Source organism: Mucilaginibacter flavidus (assembly GCF_024055575.1).
GTDB classification, from domain to species: domain Bacteria; phylum Bacteroidota; class Bacteroidia; order Sphingobacteriales; family Sphingobacteriaceae; genus Mucilaginibacter; species Mucilaginibacter flavidus.
Genome location: NZ_JAMXOE010000040.1, coordinates 1 through 15,104 on the forward strand (window position 1 = coordinate 1; position 15,104 = coordinate 15,104).

The window sequence follows — 15,104 nt, forward strand, 5'->3', positions numbered from 1 at the left end:
AGCAGGGGTAGTGACCACGCTTTCGGGCAGCGGAGCAGCAGGCAATGCTGGTGGGACGGGCACCTCTGCCACATTTAACAGCCCCCGCGGGGTAGCCACAGACGGACAGGGTAACCTGTATGTAGCAGACTATGCAGGGCATCAGGTACGGAAAATACTGCTTACCGGTTATACCATCAGCCCGGCCTTACCGCCAGCTTTAACATTCAACAGCGCTACAGGAACTATCAGCGGCACGCCAACTGCTGCCAGTGCAGCCACAGATTACATGGTTACAGCTTATAATGCCTTTGGCAGCGATGCGGCAACCGTAAACATAACCACCACCACCACGCCGGGCTTTGCAGCCAAAGTGGAAGAAACACCGCTTGATACTGGTGCACCTATTGTAAAACAGGGCATATCGCCAAATGGTGACGGCATAGGTGATGTGTTGGAGATAACCAATATCGGCAACTATCCGGAAAATACCTTCCAGGTGATGAATCGCAGCGGTATGCTGGTGTACACCGTAAGAGGATATGATAATGTATCGCGGGTATTTAGTGGGCAGTCGAACATAAACGGTAAGCCACTACAGGCAGGTACCTACTTTTATCAGTTGGAGTACGGCGACAAGGGTAAACTTATTCGCAAAACAGGATACATCTTATTAAAATACTAAAGGTAATTGATTAGGGAGAATGACACACCCGGTCCCGTTTCGGCGGGGCCGCGGTGCTGTCTTCAAAGATTGGGTTTGTACGCATTGTTGTAGTATATAATATTATTTAATATTAAAAAAATAGCGCGACAGATTATTTTAATAAAATAGTAGATTTAGGGAAAATGTAATTCCTAAATATTTCACCATGCGTTTTTCTAAAATTGTCTTTATTGTTTTAATGGTTTTTTCGGCAAAGCTTTTTGCACAAAGCCCGGCTATTGATAGTTTGAAGAAGGTGATAGCAACCCATAAAAATACAGAGGAAGAATGTATAACTATGAACAGGCTTTCGAGCGCGCTGACAAGGTACGATATGAATGCCGCCAAAAATTATTCCTATAAGGTACTAAAACTGGCACCAAGGTTTAATCTTCCCCGGCTTTTAAGTACTTCGTACTGTCAACTTGTAACTATTTATTTCAATACAGGCATGATAGATAGTTCAAGATTTTGTTTGAATGAGGCTAAATTACTTGCAGAAGCAGCACCATCAAATAGCCCGGACGGGACAAAAATGAAAATGAACTATCATGGAGCCGCCGGATTGTTTTATAAAATGGAAGGAAACTATAAGCTGGCGATGTTTCATATGCTAAGCGCACTTGATATTGCAACAAAACAGGACCCTTCACCGACGGCAACAGAGTCGGCGGCAGGGCAATCGTTAAATGTTGGCAACACCTATATTAGTCTTGGCGATTTTAAGAAGGCATTAACCTACCATTTAAAATCTCTCAATCTTTTTTTAAAAATTGGCAACCAAAAAGGTGAAGCTTTTTGCTACCAGGGAATCGCTAACGATTTTACCGAACTGCATCTTTATAAACAGGCATTGCCGTATGCGTTAAAATCGCAAGCATTGAAGAAAACTATTGCTGATAAACGGGGCGCTGTGACCGCAATCTTTAGTCTCGGCGTTATTTACCATGGCCTTAAAAAATATAAAGAGGCGCTTGCTGAATTAAACACCGCACTACAGCTTGATCAGGAGATGAATATTTTGACAGAGCAACCCAATATTTTACGGGAGATTGCAAACACTTACGTGGATATGAATATGCCAAAAGATGCGATATCATATCTTGTTAAAGCAAAATTAGTTGCTTCTAAATCAGGCGATAATTCGGCAATTGCAGCAATTGATGCTAAAATTGTTTTTTTGCAATCAGACTACCGCGAAAAAAAGAAGGCCGAGGAAAAAATGCTAAGTGATATCGCCGTGGCAATTAAACATGGCGACAAAAACCAAGAACTGAATAGCTACAAATACCTTTCGAAATTTTACTCCGGTCAAAAAGATTTCGAAAAAGCGTTAACCTATAACGAAAAATACCATAAAGCAGTTGATAGCGTGCAGAATAATGAACTAACGCTGCAAGTAAAAAAACTGGAAGAGCAGTCTGTAGTGGAACGCAAAGAACGCGAAATTGTACTGCTAAAAAAAGATCAAAAAATAAGCCGTGCCTACTTTGAGAAACAACGGACACTCAAATATTCGGCAATAACAGTTTCAGCACTCATATTGCTGATAATTATTTTAGCGGCCTACCGTACCCGAACCATGCAAAAGGCCAAGGCTATTATCGAGATGGACAAAATGCGCACTTCAATTGCGCGGGACTTGCATGACGACATAGGGTCGAGGTTGACCAATATCCAGTTTTTAACCGAATTGATTAAAAATCCTGCCATAGGCGGGCGTACCGAAAAAGACCATTTAACAGACATCCGCGAAGAATTACTTGCATCGACAGAAGCGCTTGATGAGATTGTTTGGAACATGAAAACAAAACCCGATGATCAGGGAACGTTACAGGTCAGAATGAGGCGATACGCTGGCGATATATTTGACAGTAACGATATGGATTACCACATGAATGTTGAGGAGGGCTTTTCAGACCATGCATTATCACATGAAAAGCAAAGGGATATCTTTTTAATATTCAGGGAGATTTTAAATAATATACGCAAGCATGCGTTTGCAAAGTATGTATCAATAAACCTGAAGGCAAACAAAGACCAGCTTTGCCTCGAGATTAAAGATGACGGAAAAGGCTTTGACCCTGCCACGATAAATAAGGGCCGGAACGGGCTGCAAAATATTAAGAGCAGGGTTGAAAAATGGAACGGCAATTTGGTGATGACTTCAGAAAACGGGACATTTTTCAGCGTATCTATCCCTTTTCAAAAGAAATGGACGGCAAAATATGGTATTTTTCAAAAGGGATAACCTAACAAATAATGAATCAGAAATTATTAATATACGAAGATAACGAAGCGCTGCGGAACTCCCTGGTTTACTTGCTGAATGCACAGGAAGGTTATGAGGTAGTTGGAGATTTCAATAATGTAAACGATGTTAAAAACCAGGTAAAGCAATGCCAGCCCGATCTTGTAATTATGGATATTGATATGCCGGGTAAAGATGGAATTACAGGTGTTGAAGAAATTAAAGAATCGCGACCCGAAACACCAATAATAATGTACACCCAGTTTGAGGATGACGAACGCCTGTTTAAAAGTATTTGTGCTGGTGCCGATGGTTACATCCTTAAAAAAACATCGCCCGAAAAGTTCTTTGATGCTATAAAAGAAGCGCTTAATGGCGGGGCTCCAATGTCGCCATTGATTGCCAAAAAGGTGATTAACTCCTTTAAAGCTACCAAAGACAATAACAATGTTCAGCTTAAATACGACCTTACTAACCGGGAGGCCGAAATACTTTACCTGCTCACCAAAGGTTACAGTGTAAAACTGATAGCCCATGAAATGTGTATAGCCTATGATACCGCGCGATCACACCTGAGGAATACCTATCGTAAACTACATGTAAACTGTGGTAAAGAAGCCATCGCCATACTGTTGGCCTCGAAAATTATTTAGCGGTAGCAAATCCATTATGCCTTTCCATTTATAAAGATAAACTTAGCATAACTGATGCACCAGTACTCAGCCCAATTTATCCTACGCCACAATCTTCCCCCTAAAACTCCCCGGGGGGTATCACTGAAACGCTCTTTAAACAGCCAGATAAATTAGCTGGTATTATCAAACCCGATAAGGTTTTGTTAAAACGAACGGAAAAAATGAATTTCTGACGAATAGCCGTAACTGCACGCCTATGAAAATGGGCGAAATTAACAAATAAATTTAAAATTAACATCCCCCAAACAGGGGGATATTGCTCTGCGGTCAATTGGCTAGCTTTGGAACAAACGGGCGCTAACTAATTAATAAAAATCAATGGTGCCAATTGTGGCACCATTTACAAACGCAACAAAAACAATGAAGAAAGTTTTACTATGCCTTGGTATGCTTTTAGGTATATCAGCCTGCTGCAGCGTTAATGCGCAGGAAATAAGAATGAAGATACCGGCATCAAGCACGGGCCAGCGCATTGAGCAGGATTTTGGGCTGGGTGTTATTTCCGTAAATTATTACCGGCCAAATACGAAAGGCCGTAAAATTTTTGGCGGTATGGAACCTTATGGCCTTGTTTGGCGCACCGGCGCCAACAACGCCACTATAGTTAAGCTTAGTGACACCGTGGCATTGGAGGGACACATCTTACCACCCGGCGAGTACGGTCTCTTCAGCATACCCGGTACCGACGAGTGGACTATTATTTTCAGCAAAACTTCTAAACAATGGGGTGCGTATTCGTACGATGCTAAAGATGATGTGCTGCGATTTAAGGTGAAGCCGTTTAAGCTGGATAACAAAGTAGAAACCCTTACCATCCAGTTTGCCGATATGCACCAGGAAGATGGTCTGATGCAGATACTTTGGGAAAATACCGGGGTAACTATACATTTAAAAACGGATGTGGACAACCGCATACTGGCCAATATAATAGAAGCCATGAAAGGGGAGAAGAAGCCCTACTACATGGGCGCTATCTGGTGTTACAACCATGACCGCAACATTTCCCAGGCCGTTACCTGGATGCGGGAAGCCGACAAAGCCAACCCGGGTGCCGACAATATGAAGTACTGGCTGGCCCGGCTGCAATTAAAAAACGGCGATAAGGCAAATGCTATTATAAACGCAAAAGAAGGCCTTAGGCTTGCAACAGAAGGGAAGGATCCTGAATATATCCGCCTGAATACCGAGGTACTGCATGATGCTGGGGTGAATTAGTCTTAAGTCGGAAGTCGTGAGTCTCAAGTCTACAGTCAAAATTGAACCCGACTTATGACTTTCGACTTCGGACTTTCGACTTCGGACTCTGGACTTAAGCATAACTACTATAACTGACTGGGCCTTCGGTGTAACTGCCGGGGCTCTTTTTGTTTTAGCGGTTAATTCACCTCAAGCGTTCCATTTTTACACGCGGAACACCCGGAACGCTGTGAAACATCCTGATTATCAGTGGTTGTATTTTTTTTGACAAACTCGTAAAGCGTTTCGGTTTTATATAAAATCAATGTTTTTTGGATAGGTTGCCGTAACCTTCGCGTACAATAATGATAGATCAAGTTTGTGGAATATACTACGCAGGTAGTTAGTAACTAACGGCATAGTCGTCCGCATATGCAATCTACGAACCACGGGGGGAATGTTAATTGAATCCCTGTAATTGTAGGTCATTGCCAATGTATTTGGCTTCAACAAATGTTGTGCAATCGTTTTTAAATTCGTCAAATTGATCAAATAAGATTGCAGCTCCGCCTGATTTTACAACAGTCTTTACAAAATTATAAATATCCACACCGCCTTGCGGGTCAACCGCCATTAAATCAAAAATAATATTATTTGTCCATGAAAGGGTTGTATAAAGAGAAAGCCGTTTCCTTGCGTTTCCGGCGAGACTGGCAACCTTGGTTCGTGGTGTGACCGGTTCCACATCATAAATCATTTTATATATTGAATTAAGTTTATTGGCGTATTTCCGATGATAGCTCCCAATTGTAGTCGGAAAAAAATAAGAACTAAGCCTATTCTGCGTAAAATGGTCCACAAAATTTAATGGCGAAATAATCTCAATATGATCATTAGCTACTTCGCCTGTAAGTATTTTACGTATTTCTGATTGAAGATTGTAAACTATGGGAGCGTTTGGAAGCCTGATAATTACGATTTCACCTTTCGCCAAAGTAAATGACGGAAAAAGATAGTCATCAATTACCTGCTCAGAAAATCTTGTTAACATACGAATTTCTAAACGGAAAAAAACCGCAAATCGTACGACTTTAGACTATGAACGGAATAGCTTATTTTAAGACTATAGGTTAAAAGTGCCGGTTTTGGTATTACAAAATAGCTGGCGTTGTTTTAACGAGTCATTTGAAGTTCTCTCCGCCGCTTTTAACTCTTTTGCTTACGCAGATATTTCGTCAGTATCACAATTTGCTGGCCCTCTATTTTTCCTTCTACCTGGTCCGTATTGTCGGTAACCAGGCGGATGTTTTTAACTACGGTACCCATTTTTGCATTAAGCGAGCTGCCCTTAACATCCAACGACCGGGTGAGCACCACGGTGTCGCCGCTTTGTAGTTCGTTCCCCAAGCTGTCCAGGTGCACCGCTGTAGCGGCCGCGGGGCCATCATCGTCGCCCATTGCTTCCGCCCAGGCCATTGTTTCCTCGTCCAGGTAAAGCATCTCGAGGTTTGCTGCTGCCCAGCTTTCATTTTTTAAACGCGATAATATCCGCCAGGCCACAACCTGTACAGCCGGCACCTCGCTCCACATGGCCTCGGTTAAAAAGTGCCAGTATTGGGCATCTGTTTCGGCGCCTTTCATTATTTGCGCAAGGCACACATCACAGATCATTATCCCGTTATCCGGGTGTTTTACAGGCGGAACGTTATAAACCGACAAGCCGGTTGCCGACTTACAGAGTTCGCACAAATTGCCGCTTCTTTCGGTTAATGAAGATATTGCCATGGTTGAATTTTAGAAGCCGCAAAGCTAAACGTTTTTAGCTAAGGTCGTGCGTTCCATTTTTGTATACGCGGAACGCCCGGAAATCTTCTTTCTAATTATCAATCAAGCATCCAGTGAACCTATATTTTGCCGGCGGATAAACTTTCGTGAAAATCCTAACGCTCTGTCTGTGATGAACGGCATTTGTACACGAGAGTCCAAAGATTGTTATTAATAGCAGTGTTAAACTACTATTCTGATAGGTGACTTTTGACATCTTTTTTTTGCTTTCATTTCTTGCGTAAACTTTGTGGTATTTTCGATCAAATTTATTTGCTGAATAAAATTCAACAGATGTGGAATTTGATTTTTAAATAATAGTTCACGATCCTTTTTCTGTTTGTTAATTATGTCTTACTATTGGCTTTCAATAGGTTATGTTTTTAACACCAGTTTTGATACACTACCCATTTTGAGAATATATATTCACTATCCTTAACAAGTAGTCTTGGAAAAGACCCTTTTTTTCAAACGCGTAATATACATGGGTTTTTGTGTTGACGTCGTAAGAAGTCAGTCCAGAAATATTTACGCTTAGTAGGCACATAGGAAGATTTATCACTAGTGCCTTTTTAGAAAATAACGCTACCGTTTTTTTTTGTTTATCTATTCCTATGGAATCTACCTTACCACCTTGTTTTTCGGAGTAACCATTTTCGATTTCATATCTATACTTTATTGAATAGTTGCCAATATGGCTTGGATTATACTTATCATGCCTAAATGATTGAATGAAAAAATCAAAATCTCTGCCAGCACCAACAAAATAGGTAATTTGAATTGAGCTATTCTTTATGCTTGTGATAAGAAAACGTGCTATCGGGTTGATGGTAATATCCTCCAATAGCTTCCCATATTTATCAAAAAGTTGTAATGCGGGCGCTCCTCCATCTTCAGAATATTTAGTTCGAATTATGTCAAACGTACCTGGACATATTTGATATGATGTTTCTTCACCTTCGAACTTAAGAAAATCAGGCTCCCCGCAAGAGGAAACGATCATAGTAAAGCATATTAATAGAAACAGTATCTTATGCTTATTTATTTTGTATCCCATATTTTCTTTAAATTAATGATCATCCCCCGCCCGTTCAAGCATTTTGCTTTAATGCCTCAAATTTAAGCGTTTGAATGCGAGGAGTGAAACCACCCAGAATTACTTACTATTAATTACGGTTTTATCCAGCGTTCCGGCTTTTACTCCGTTTACAAGATCTAATACCGTTAAGTCATCTATTATTACTTTCTTTGACGGTGAGAATAGACTAATTATCCACGGTAATACTGTATCTCCTTCTGGCGAAAAATGATCCCTCGGATTCAGATTGTCGATATTAACACTAAATTTTTTCGAATAAGCAAGTATTAGGTCGATTGCATCATCGCCGTAAATCCTTAGATCATGCTCCAACTTCGAGCTTATCGTAATTTTACTTTTTTTAACCCCCGAGAAATCGCTAATTAGTTCTTGTATTTCGTGAAAAACTTCTGATTCTAAGTTTGCCATGTTTTTTCAATAATTAGTGTACATCTGGCGAGTATGCATCGCGGGCCTAAAGAGGTGGGGTACTCGTAATACGATCAGTTCAAGAGCTAAGCTACATTTTCGCCTTGGGTTGACAAAATGGTTTAAAATAAAATAGCTCGATTTATTATTAAAGCGGGCGACTTAAACGTTGTTAAGAACGCGGGCAACCTAAACGCGGGGCGCGAATACGCCACCTCTTTTGGGCTCTTCGCTACATAAGCGCCATAATTAGAGCTATTTAACAATTGCTCCATTAGTTGTATCCGTTTGTGTCGACGTTCCCGTTTTATCAGGTGCTGGGGGTAAAAGATGATTATCTAAAATTACTTTGCCTTTTTTTTCATTATAGTCAATTTTCTTATTAAGCAATCCATTTTCAAGATAATATTCCCACACTCCAACTCTTTGTCCATTAGCATAGTTGCCTTTTTCTGCTATCTTATGATTATAATAATAGAAAATCCAATATCCATTCGGTTTATCATTGATCAAGTCTCCCCTCGATAGAATTGTTTTTCCATCCTCAAAATAACTTATCGACTCTCCAATGCTTTTATTATGCAGGAAAATCTTCTGTGAAGAAAGTTTTTCACTATCGTTCAATTCAATCCACAATCCTTCCTTTTGGCCATTCACAACCGCTCCTATTACAACGATAGCGCCATTGGACATTTTTTGGGTAATCAATTTTGCATTATCTGTATGCTCGCTGTTTTTGCATGATGCTATCATGCCCACCATAGTTAGAGCGATATAGCGTTTTTTTAAGAAATTATTCATGGGTTTTTTATACTCAATATTTTTCTAATATAACTCTGTGTATTGGCTTGTATTCTTCAACTGGTCTAATTGGGCGGCAATATTTTTAAATTCAGAATCCCCCCGTTCAAACATTTTCCTTTAATGTCTCAAATTTAAGCGTTTAAATGGCAGTAGTGAAACCCATCCCTAACTTTACTGGCCGCGTTTTTGCTTCCCCTTAAACATGCGGTTTAGGATTTGGTGTTATATGATGGTTGTGGTTTTGTCATCGTGCCAAATGGTGGGCAAACACGGAGATAACCTCGATACCTCGATGGTGCATAACCACATCCTGCTGGCCCTGGCCGACAGCGCCGGGTACGTAACCCACATCACCACCGGCAACATCACCCCGCATCAACTGCTTGCCTATGCCGATTCGCTGAAAGGTATCCCTTATAGCACTGCTTCTACCGACCCGGAGTATGGCCTGGATTGCTCTGGCTTTGTTGCCTGCGTGTTTAACCATTTTCACATAGCGGTACCGCGCAGCTCTGTTGATTATACTTTCATACACCGGCAAATACCATTGAAAGATGCCAAACCCGGCGATTTAATCCTTTTCACCGGCACCGACAGTACGGAAAGAGTAGTAGGACATATGGGGATAGTTACGTCGGCTGGCGGGAGCGCGGTAAAGTTTATCCATTCTACATCAGGAAAAAACAAAGGTGTAGTTGAAACAGCAATGGATGGCTATTATTTAAGCCGGTATATAAAAACGATAAGCATATTCCCGCAAAACGGGAAGTAGGGTTAAGTCAATAGTCTTTAGTCGGAAGCGCAAAGGCGAATTCTTGCCTTTTTTGACTAGGATTCAAGACTTTCGACTCAATACCTACGAGGGAGGAAATTTTTTTAATCCCGTTTTGCAAGCTACGGTGTACCCGCATTTTTTTTAGAACCCCATCGGGGTTCAAGGTCGGTAGAAAAAGCACCCAACAAGTAGTCCGTGCCGTAGGTACGGAACCTCGCCGATTTGCATAATGAGCCATAAATAGTCCGTTAAGTATTGCACCTTACGGCGCAAAAATGATTGGCGACTGTTTTTCTACCGACCTGTTGCGCCTACGACGCATTGACTTTGCGGCGGGCATTGATGTGGGCACACGGTAGCTCAAGAGGGGAAACCGCGCTTTCCCACGCTTTTTTAATCCTTCGAACACCCATGAACTCAAAACTGACCGCCAATTTTTGAGTGACATAACACCAGCAGGGTAGGAGCCCGGGCTACTTCAAATGAAACCTCCTCAAAAAAAGCAGATTAAGGCGTATTCCACATTTCTTACAGACTAATAACAGCGGCACTCTTAATTATAATTCCATCTTAAATTAATTGAAAATTAATTTTTAGTTCTGCATAAATATTTCCTAATTTTAAATGCTTTATCTCGTTAAAGCAATTAACCTAAATAGTCGGCCTTATCTAATCATTAACCTATAATGATACAATTTGTAAGATTTCCGGGCACACAGCTTTTTACCCTTGATGCGGGTTCGCCGGCGGGTAGCGGGTATATGGCATATTTTCTTTCAAAAGTACCTGACGAATTCCCGGAAACAATAACCATCAACCAATCGTGGGATACTTACATCGGCTTTTACCTGTTCCTGAAAAGCGGGCCGAAGGAAGCGGATATGGAAAAATTTGCGGCCGAAGTAACCAAATATTTTGATAAAGAGTATCCCGACCCGGCTTATACCGGGTTTGCCTGGCTTACTTTTAATGATATAGCGCAAACCGTAAAGGCAGAAGCGGTTGTTACATCGCTTACCGAAAACGAAACTGTTGCTATTGCTGCAGATACCTCATTCTATTTCGCCAATTACTCCATGCCGCTAAAACAGCTGGCGCCGATTGTGCCGGTTAAAGATAATGAAGATAATATAGCGGCCTTCACTTACGAGTACCCGCCCTATGAAGGTGCGCCGCCGCCACGCCGGCCATATAATATTCAACTGCCGTTGGCAGGTGATAAGCGAGGTTCATTATTGGGCCAGGTTAGCCTTGGCGACTTGTCAAGCAATGCAGCTACCGGCTGGAATGCTTCGTTGTATTATGTAATAAACTACAACAAGCAGGATGTAGCTCAAAACTATCCCCTCTTTGAAACCGGCGCCGACCAGGGCCTGCAGATATTGTTTGACTATGTGCTCGACCCTGTTGACCCGCTAAACCCCGATAAATCATACCTCGCATTTACCGGAACATCGTTTTTTCTGAAGAAGAATAACGAAGGGCAATGGTATATTGAATTAAACGGGCAAAACCAATTGCCCAGCTATTTCCGCACGGTATATGGCAAAAAAGTAAACCTTATACCACTCGTGGATAGTGATCATCCGCCCAAACTGGTATTTGAAGAGTTGCCGCCGGTTGATGGCAATCCGCGCTACTACCTTGCGCCGGCGGGCGATTTTGAGCTGGCGGTACAAGGTGCCGATAAAGCAGAAGGTGTGGTATCTGACTACCTGATATGTGGCCTCTCGGGTGCCGAATCTGTCCAGTTTATAGCTAAATCGAAATTATTCCGGGGCAATGTAATGCGTTTTGAGGCCAAACAAAACGCTTACGCTCCGGTATTTCCCATTATAAAAACGGCGATGACAGCCACACCGGCAACACCGCGGTCGGCCGCCTTAGCAGGTGAAGCCTTTAACCGGCATCTTAATATTTTTCTTACGGCAAAACGGGCCGGGTTAACCGCCGCGCTGCAAACCACCCAGGCCGGTCTCGATTCAAAATATAAAACATCGTGGATAAATATCCGCCCAAATCCATCTGCAACCGCTGCTGAACGCGCGGAAAAGAAGGCTATCGGCCTGCCAAACCAAGTACCGGTGTACTATTCCCAACCAAACGACGCCGCACTTTATGACCATGAGGGCGTGAAAGTTGATGTAACTGATGAACTGTTGCAATTGCGCAACACACCCGCAGCTTTCTTTCCTGAACAGGTAAACCAGTCGCTGCCAATGGTGCCTTATTCAGGCGTGGTTTCTTCCCTCGGGCTTTCGTTTGATGATATACAGCAGTTCGAAAAGCAAATCATAATCCCGGTACGACGCGATACGGTGACATCTATCCCCCAGGATACGCAAACCAATAATCTTTTGCTTTCGGCTGCCACGCTGCTTACTACTACTCCGCAAGGCCTGCTTGCAACCATACCCGATTTTGGCCTCGACTGGCAATCAGTATTGCTGGCAAAAAGCCAGAGCAAGGGTATCGACTATAACCTTGAATTTACAAACGGGGTTACAAAGGAACTCCGGGATTCGCTGCAATCAAACCAGCTTTTCCTGGTGGCAACGGAAGCCGCACCGCTCGGCACCTTCCTGAACAAAATTACCATAGCCGACTGGCCATTCACTATAAATGTGGGCAAGGGGAGCGATAAAGGCGATTTTCGCAACATCATTATATTTAAATTCGCCGGCGGCAGCCTCGAAAACAGGGTGATGGACACGCAATCATGGTCAAACGCATCCACTTTTAACCAATACCCGGCGCTGGTTTCAAAATGGATAACATCGTATATCGAAACCACGAAACTGAATGCCCAGACAGATACCCGGTACCTCAATTTTCTCGAGATAGTGCAAAACCCAAGCTGGAACGGCATATTGGTTTTAAAGGTAGATATAGGCGTCGAAAATTTCCCTGATGACCTTAAAGGTTTATTAGCCGGCATCAAGCGCGACGAATTTTATGCGCACCACTTCGGCATGAACGTAAACTTTATCGAGCCGGTAAACGGTGAGCTAACGTTGCCAAAAAGTTCGCTATTCGGGCTGATCAACTATATCGATAAGGATTACAGGGCACAGCAGGACACCCGGGACCACCTGGCCAATTCGCCATTTGTTTCGGTGCAGCAAGCCCCTTCGCCGGTATCAAATACCCAGGCACTGTATGATTTTAAGGTATTGACCTTACAGGTGGTATTCGAAAACTCAGAAATAAAGGATTTTGCGAGCAAGATACAGCTCGTTACCACCGCCTGGTTTGATGAACCTGCGCAGCTCAATACCAGCAATATGGGCAGCTCATTAAAAAATCAGACCATTGAGTTTAACGGCAGCTATGAAAAGCATAATGGTGTAAACACCTACACATTTGTTACCCGCCCCGGCCAAACCTATAAGTTTTTGCTTGAAAGCCAGACCATGAACTATGTGGAGATAGTAAAGGCCCAGTTTTATACCATTACCGACGAAACGAAAGATAATCCGTTTTTGCTTGCCGGCGTGGATACGGAAAAGATATCGTCGCGTTTTGTGTTTTGGGGCTATATGAATTTTAAACTGATAGAATCGTTCGACTTGTTTTCATTTGGCGACACGGCCGACCAGAAAAATACAAACAACACGGGGCTTTATTTCTCGGGCCTGGCTGTTAACATGGATTTTATGCTGGATAATGTATCCGGGGACGCAACCGACCGGGTTTTTACTTTCGACCCTGCACGGATGTCGTTCGATTTGTCGCAAAGCACCCCGCGAGCCAATAGCCTGTTCCGTAACTTCCCGATAAACCTTGCCGGCCTCATCTATTCGAAAAAAGATGACGAATCCAAACCATCCGATCTTGGTTTCCTGCCGGTAGTTATACGTTCAAAAGTACCGGTTAACGGGCAGTCGCTCACCGAAAAATGGTATGCGCTGTTATACAATCTTAATTTGGGCAGCATGGGCGCACTGGCGGCCAAAGCGGGTTTTGTATCGCAGATATCTACAGCCTGGAGCCCCGATACTGCGGTGAAGCGCCTGGCCACGGGCATAAAACTACCGGGTGTTGGGGGCCAAAAAACGCTAAGCCTGCAGAGCGTATTAAGCATAAATATACAGAGTTTCACCTTTGTGGCAGGGGAGCAGGGTGCTGATTTGGCCTACCTGTTAAAGTTGAATAATGTTAAGCTAAGCATATTGGGTAAAAAGCTGCCCGGCGCTGCCGATACGCAATTTATACTTTTTGGCGATGCCACAGGCGTTGATAAAACAACGTTGGCCTGGTATGCTGCTTATTACGCACCTAAAAAAACGGTGACTGCGCCACCAACCGGGCCTTTAACAATTGAAATATAATCGCTATGGCAAACATTACTCTTCTACATTGGAATATAGAAACTTACGGGCCTGCCAAGTACTTTAATGCCAACAACGCAAATTTTGTGAATTATATAGCCCGGCTGGTGCTTAATGTAAATGCGGATATTTTTGCGATGGTTGAAGTTAAAAACAGCACGTCGTTAGTTGTACCCCCGATAATTTCGACTGCAATTTGCGCTTTACAGGGGCTTTTATTTGATCCATGGCGGTCTGTACGGGTAAACAGCGGCTATAATAATGAAGCCTACATAATAATGTACCGTACCGACAGGAATTTTTTACCAATAGACAATGCATTAAACACCGGTGCTAATATAATTCCAGACAATGGGCTTGGCATGGATAATGTTGCCGGCAACAGGATAAACTTTCCGAGCAGGCATACTGCAAAGGGGGGCAGAAGGCCATTCTATGTAACTTTTGAAACAACTGATACCAACCAAAGATTCTCCGTTATCTCGTACCACGCCATGTTTGGCGTAGCGACCCCTTACGGCATTATCCGGTTGCCCGACCTGAATTACATTACCGAATTTGACGATGGCACTCCGATTGACGCGAGCCTTATATCGGGCGATTTTAACGTTGATTATAATATCGATTTTGCATACTATGCTAATATGCTTGCCCTGCCAACGGAAGAGGCTACAAATGACAATACCAGTTTAAAAAACAATCCCCTCGGAGGAAACGACCCGGCAACGTTCCTGGCAAATGCCTATGATAATATTTTTCAAACGGTTATTACAGGTATGACGCCCACAGGCGACGTAACTAACCTGATGATTGAATCGGCCGTTGTGAATGGACCGCAGCCACCGCCGCCTGCTGCACAACCCCATGTTGGGAATTTATCAGCTGAAGCAGGGGCGTTTAATATAGCCGCCTTAAACAATTACCTGGCGCGTATAGCCAACCCGATAGTTGCCTTACCACCGGTTGATATGGATACGGCGTGGGACTTTGTGAGAGAAGGCATCAGTAATCATTACCCTGTTGCGGTAACGGTAACCATATAAAAAATTAAACCGA

12 protein-coding genes are annotated in these 15,104 nt (G+C 42.9%); 7 read left to right on the forward strand and 5 right to left on the reverse strand.

The window, feature by feature from the left end; all coding sequences use genetic code 11:
* From NAF19_RS29195 to NAF19_RS29210, 4 genes are all read left to right on the forward strand, one after another.
* Window positions 1–664: T9SS type B sorting domain-containing protein (locus tag NAF19_RS29195; RefSeq protein ID WP_252793917.1), on the forward strand; the 664-nt coding region annotated here is incomplete at its 5' end.
* A 187-nt stretch (window positions 665–851) separates the two neighbouring features.
* Window positions 852–2,936 carry an ATP-binding protein gene (locus tag NAF19_RS29200; protein ID WP_252793918.1) on the forward strand — a complete coding sequence of 695 codons (2,085 nt, stop codon included), beginning with the start codon at window positions 852–854 and terminating at the stop codon, window positions 2,934–2,936.
* An 11-nt stretch (window positions 2,937–2,947) separates the two neighbouring features.
* Window positions 2,948–3,589 carry a response regulator transcription factor gene (locus tag NAF19_RS29205; protein WP_252793919.1) on the forward strand — a complete coding sequence of 214 codons (642 nt, stop codon included), beginning with the start codon at window positions 2,948–2,950 and terminating at the stop codon, window positions 3,587–3,589.
* Window positions 3,590–3,991: 402 nt separating this feature from the next.
* Window positions 3,992–4,846: a DUF2911 domain-containing protein gene (locus NAF19_RS29210; RefSeq protein WP_252793920.1), complete on the forward strand. Its 855-nt coding sequence runs from the start codon at window positions 3,992–3,994 to the stop codon at window positions 4,844–4,846.
* A 421-nt stretch (window positions 4,847–5,267) separates the two neighbouring features.
* Here the strand turns inward: NAF19_RS29210 and NAF19_RS29215 are convergent, their stop codons facing one another.
* The 5 genes from NAF19_RS29215 to NAF19_RS29235 form a co-directional block, all read right to left on the reverse strand.
* A complete protein-coding gene (locus NAF19_RS29215; RefSeq protein WP_252793921.1) occupies window positions 5,268–5,858 on the reverse strand; it encodes a hypothetical protein in 591 nt (196 codons plus the stop codon).
* Window positions 5,859–6,013: 155 nt separating this feature from the next.
* On the reverse strand, window positions 6,014–6,592 hold the full coding sequence (locus NAF19_RS29220; protein WP_252793922.1) for a PhnA domain-containing protein: 579 nt from the start codon (window positions 6,590–6,592) through the stop codon (window positions 6,014–6,016).
* A 442-nt stretch (window positions 6,593–7,034) separates the two neighbouring features.
* On the reverse strand, window positions 7,035–7,634 hold the full coding sequence (locus tag NAF19_RS29225; RefSeq protein WP_252793923.1) for a hypothetical protein: 600 nt from the start codon (window positions 7,632–7,634) through the stop codon (window positions 7,035–7,037).
* A 153-nt stretch (window positions 7,635–7,787) separates the two neighbouring features.
* Entirely contained in the window at window positions 7,788–8,138 is a 351-nt protein-coding gene (locus tag NAF19_RS29230; RefSeq protein ID WP_252793924.1) for a DUF1493 family protein, read from the reverse strand.
* Window positions 8,139–8,393: 255 nt separating this feature from the next.
* Window positions 8,394–8,939, reverse strand: coding sequence for a toxin-antitoxin system YwqK family antitoxin (locus tag NAF19_RS29235; RefSeq protein WP_252793925.1), 546 nt, complete (start codon window positions 8,937–8,939; stop codon window positions 8,394–8,396).
* Between the two features lie 205 nt (window positions 8,940–9,144).
* Here NAF19_RS29235 and NAF19_RS29240 point away from each other — a divergent pair, with 205 nt between their 5' ends.
* The 3 genes from NAF19_RS29240 to NAF19_RS29250 all read left to right on the forward strand — a co-directional run bounded on the left by NAF19_RS29240 (window position 9,145) and on the right by NAF19_RS29250 (window position 15,091).
* Window positions 9,145–9,714: a C40 family peptidase gene (locus tag NAF19_RS29240; protein WP_252793926.1), complete on the forward strand. Its 570-nt coding sequence runs from the start codon at window positions 9,145–9,147 to the stop codon at window positions 9,712–9,714.
* A gap of 689 nt (window positions 9,715–10,403) precedes the next feature.
* Window positions 10,404–14,048, forward strand: coding sequence for a hypothetical protein (locus tag NAF19_RS29245; RefSeq protein WP_252793927.1), 3,645 nt, complete (start codon window positions 10,404–10,406; stop codon window positions 14,046–14,048).
* Between the two features lie 5 nt (window positions 14,049–14,053).
* Window positions 14,054–15,091 (forward strand): exonuclease/endonuclease/phosphatase family protein, encoded by a 1,038-nt coding sequence (locus tag NAF19_RS29250; protein ID WP_252793928.1) that lies wholly within the window; start codon window positions 14,054–14,056, stop codon window positions 15,089–15,091.
* Window positions 15,092–15,104 lie beyond the last annotated feature (13 nt).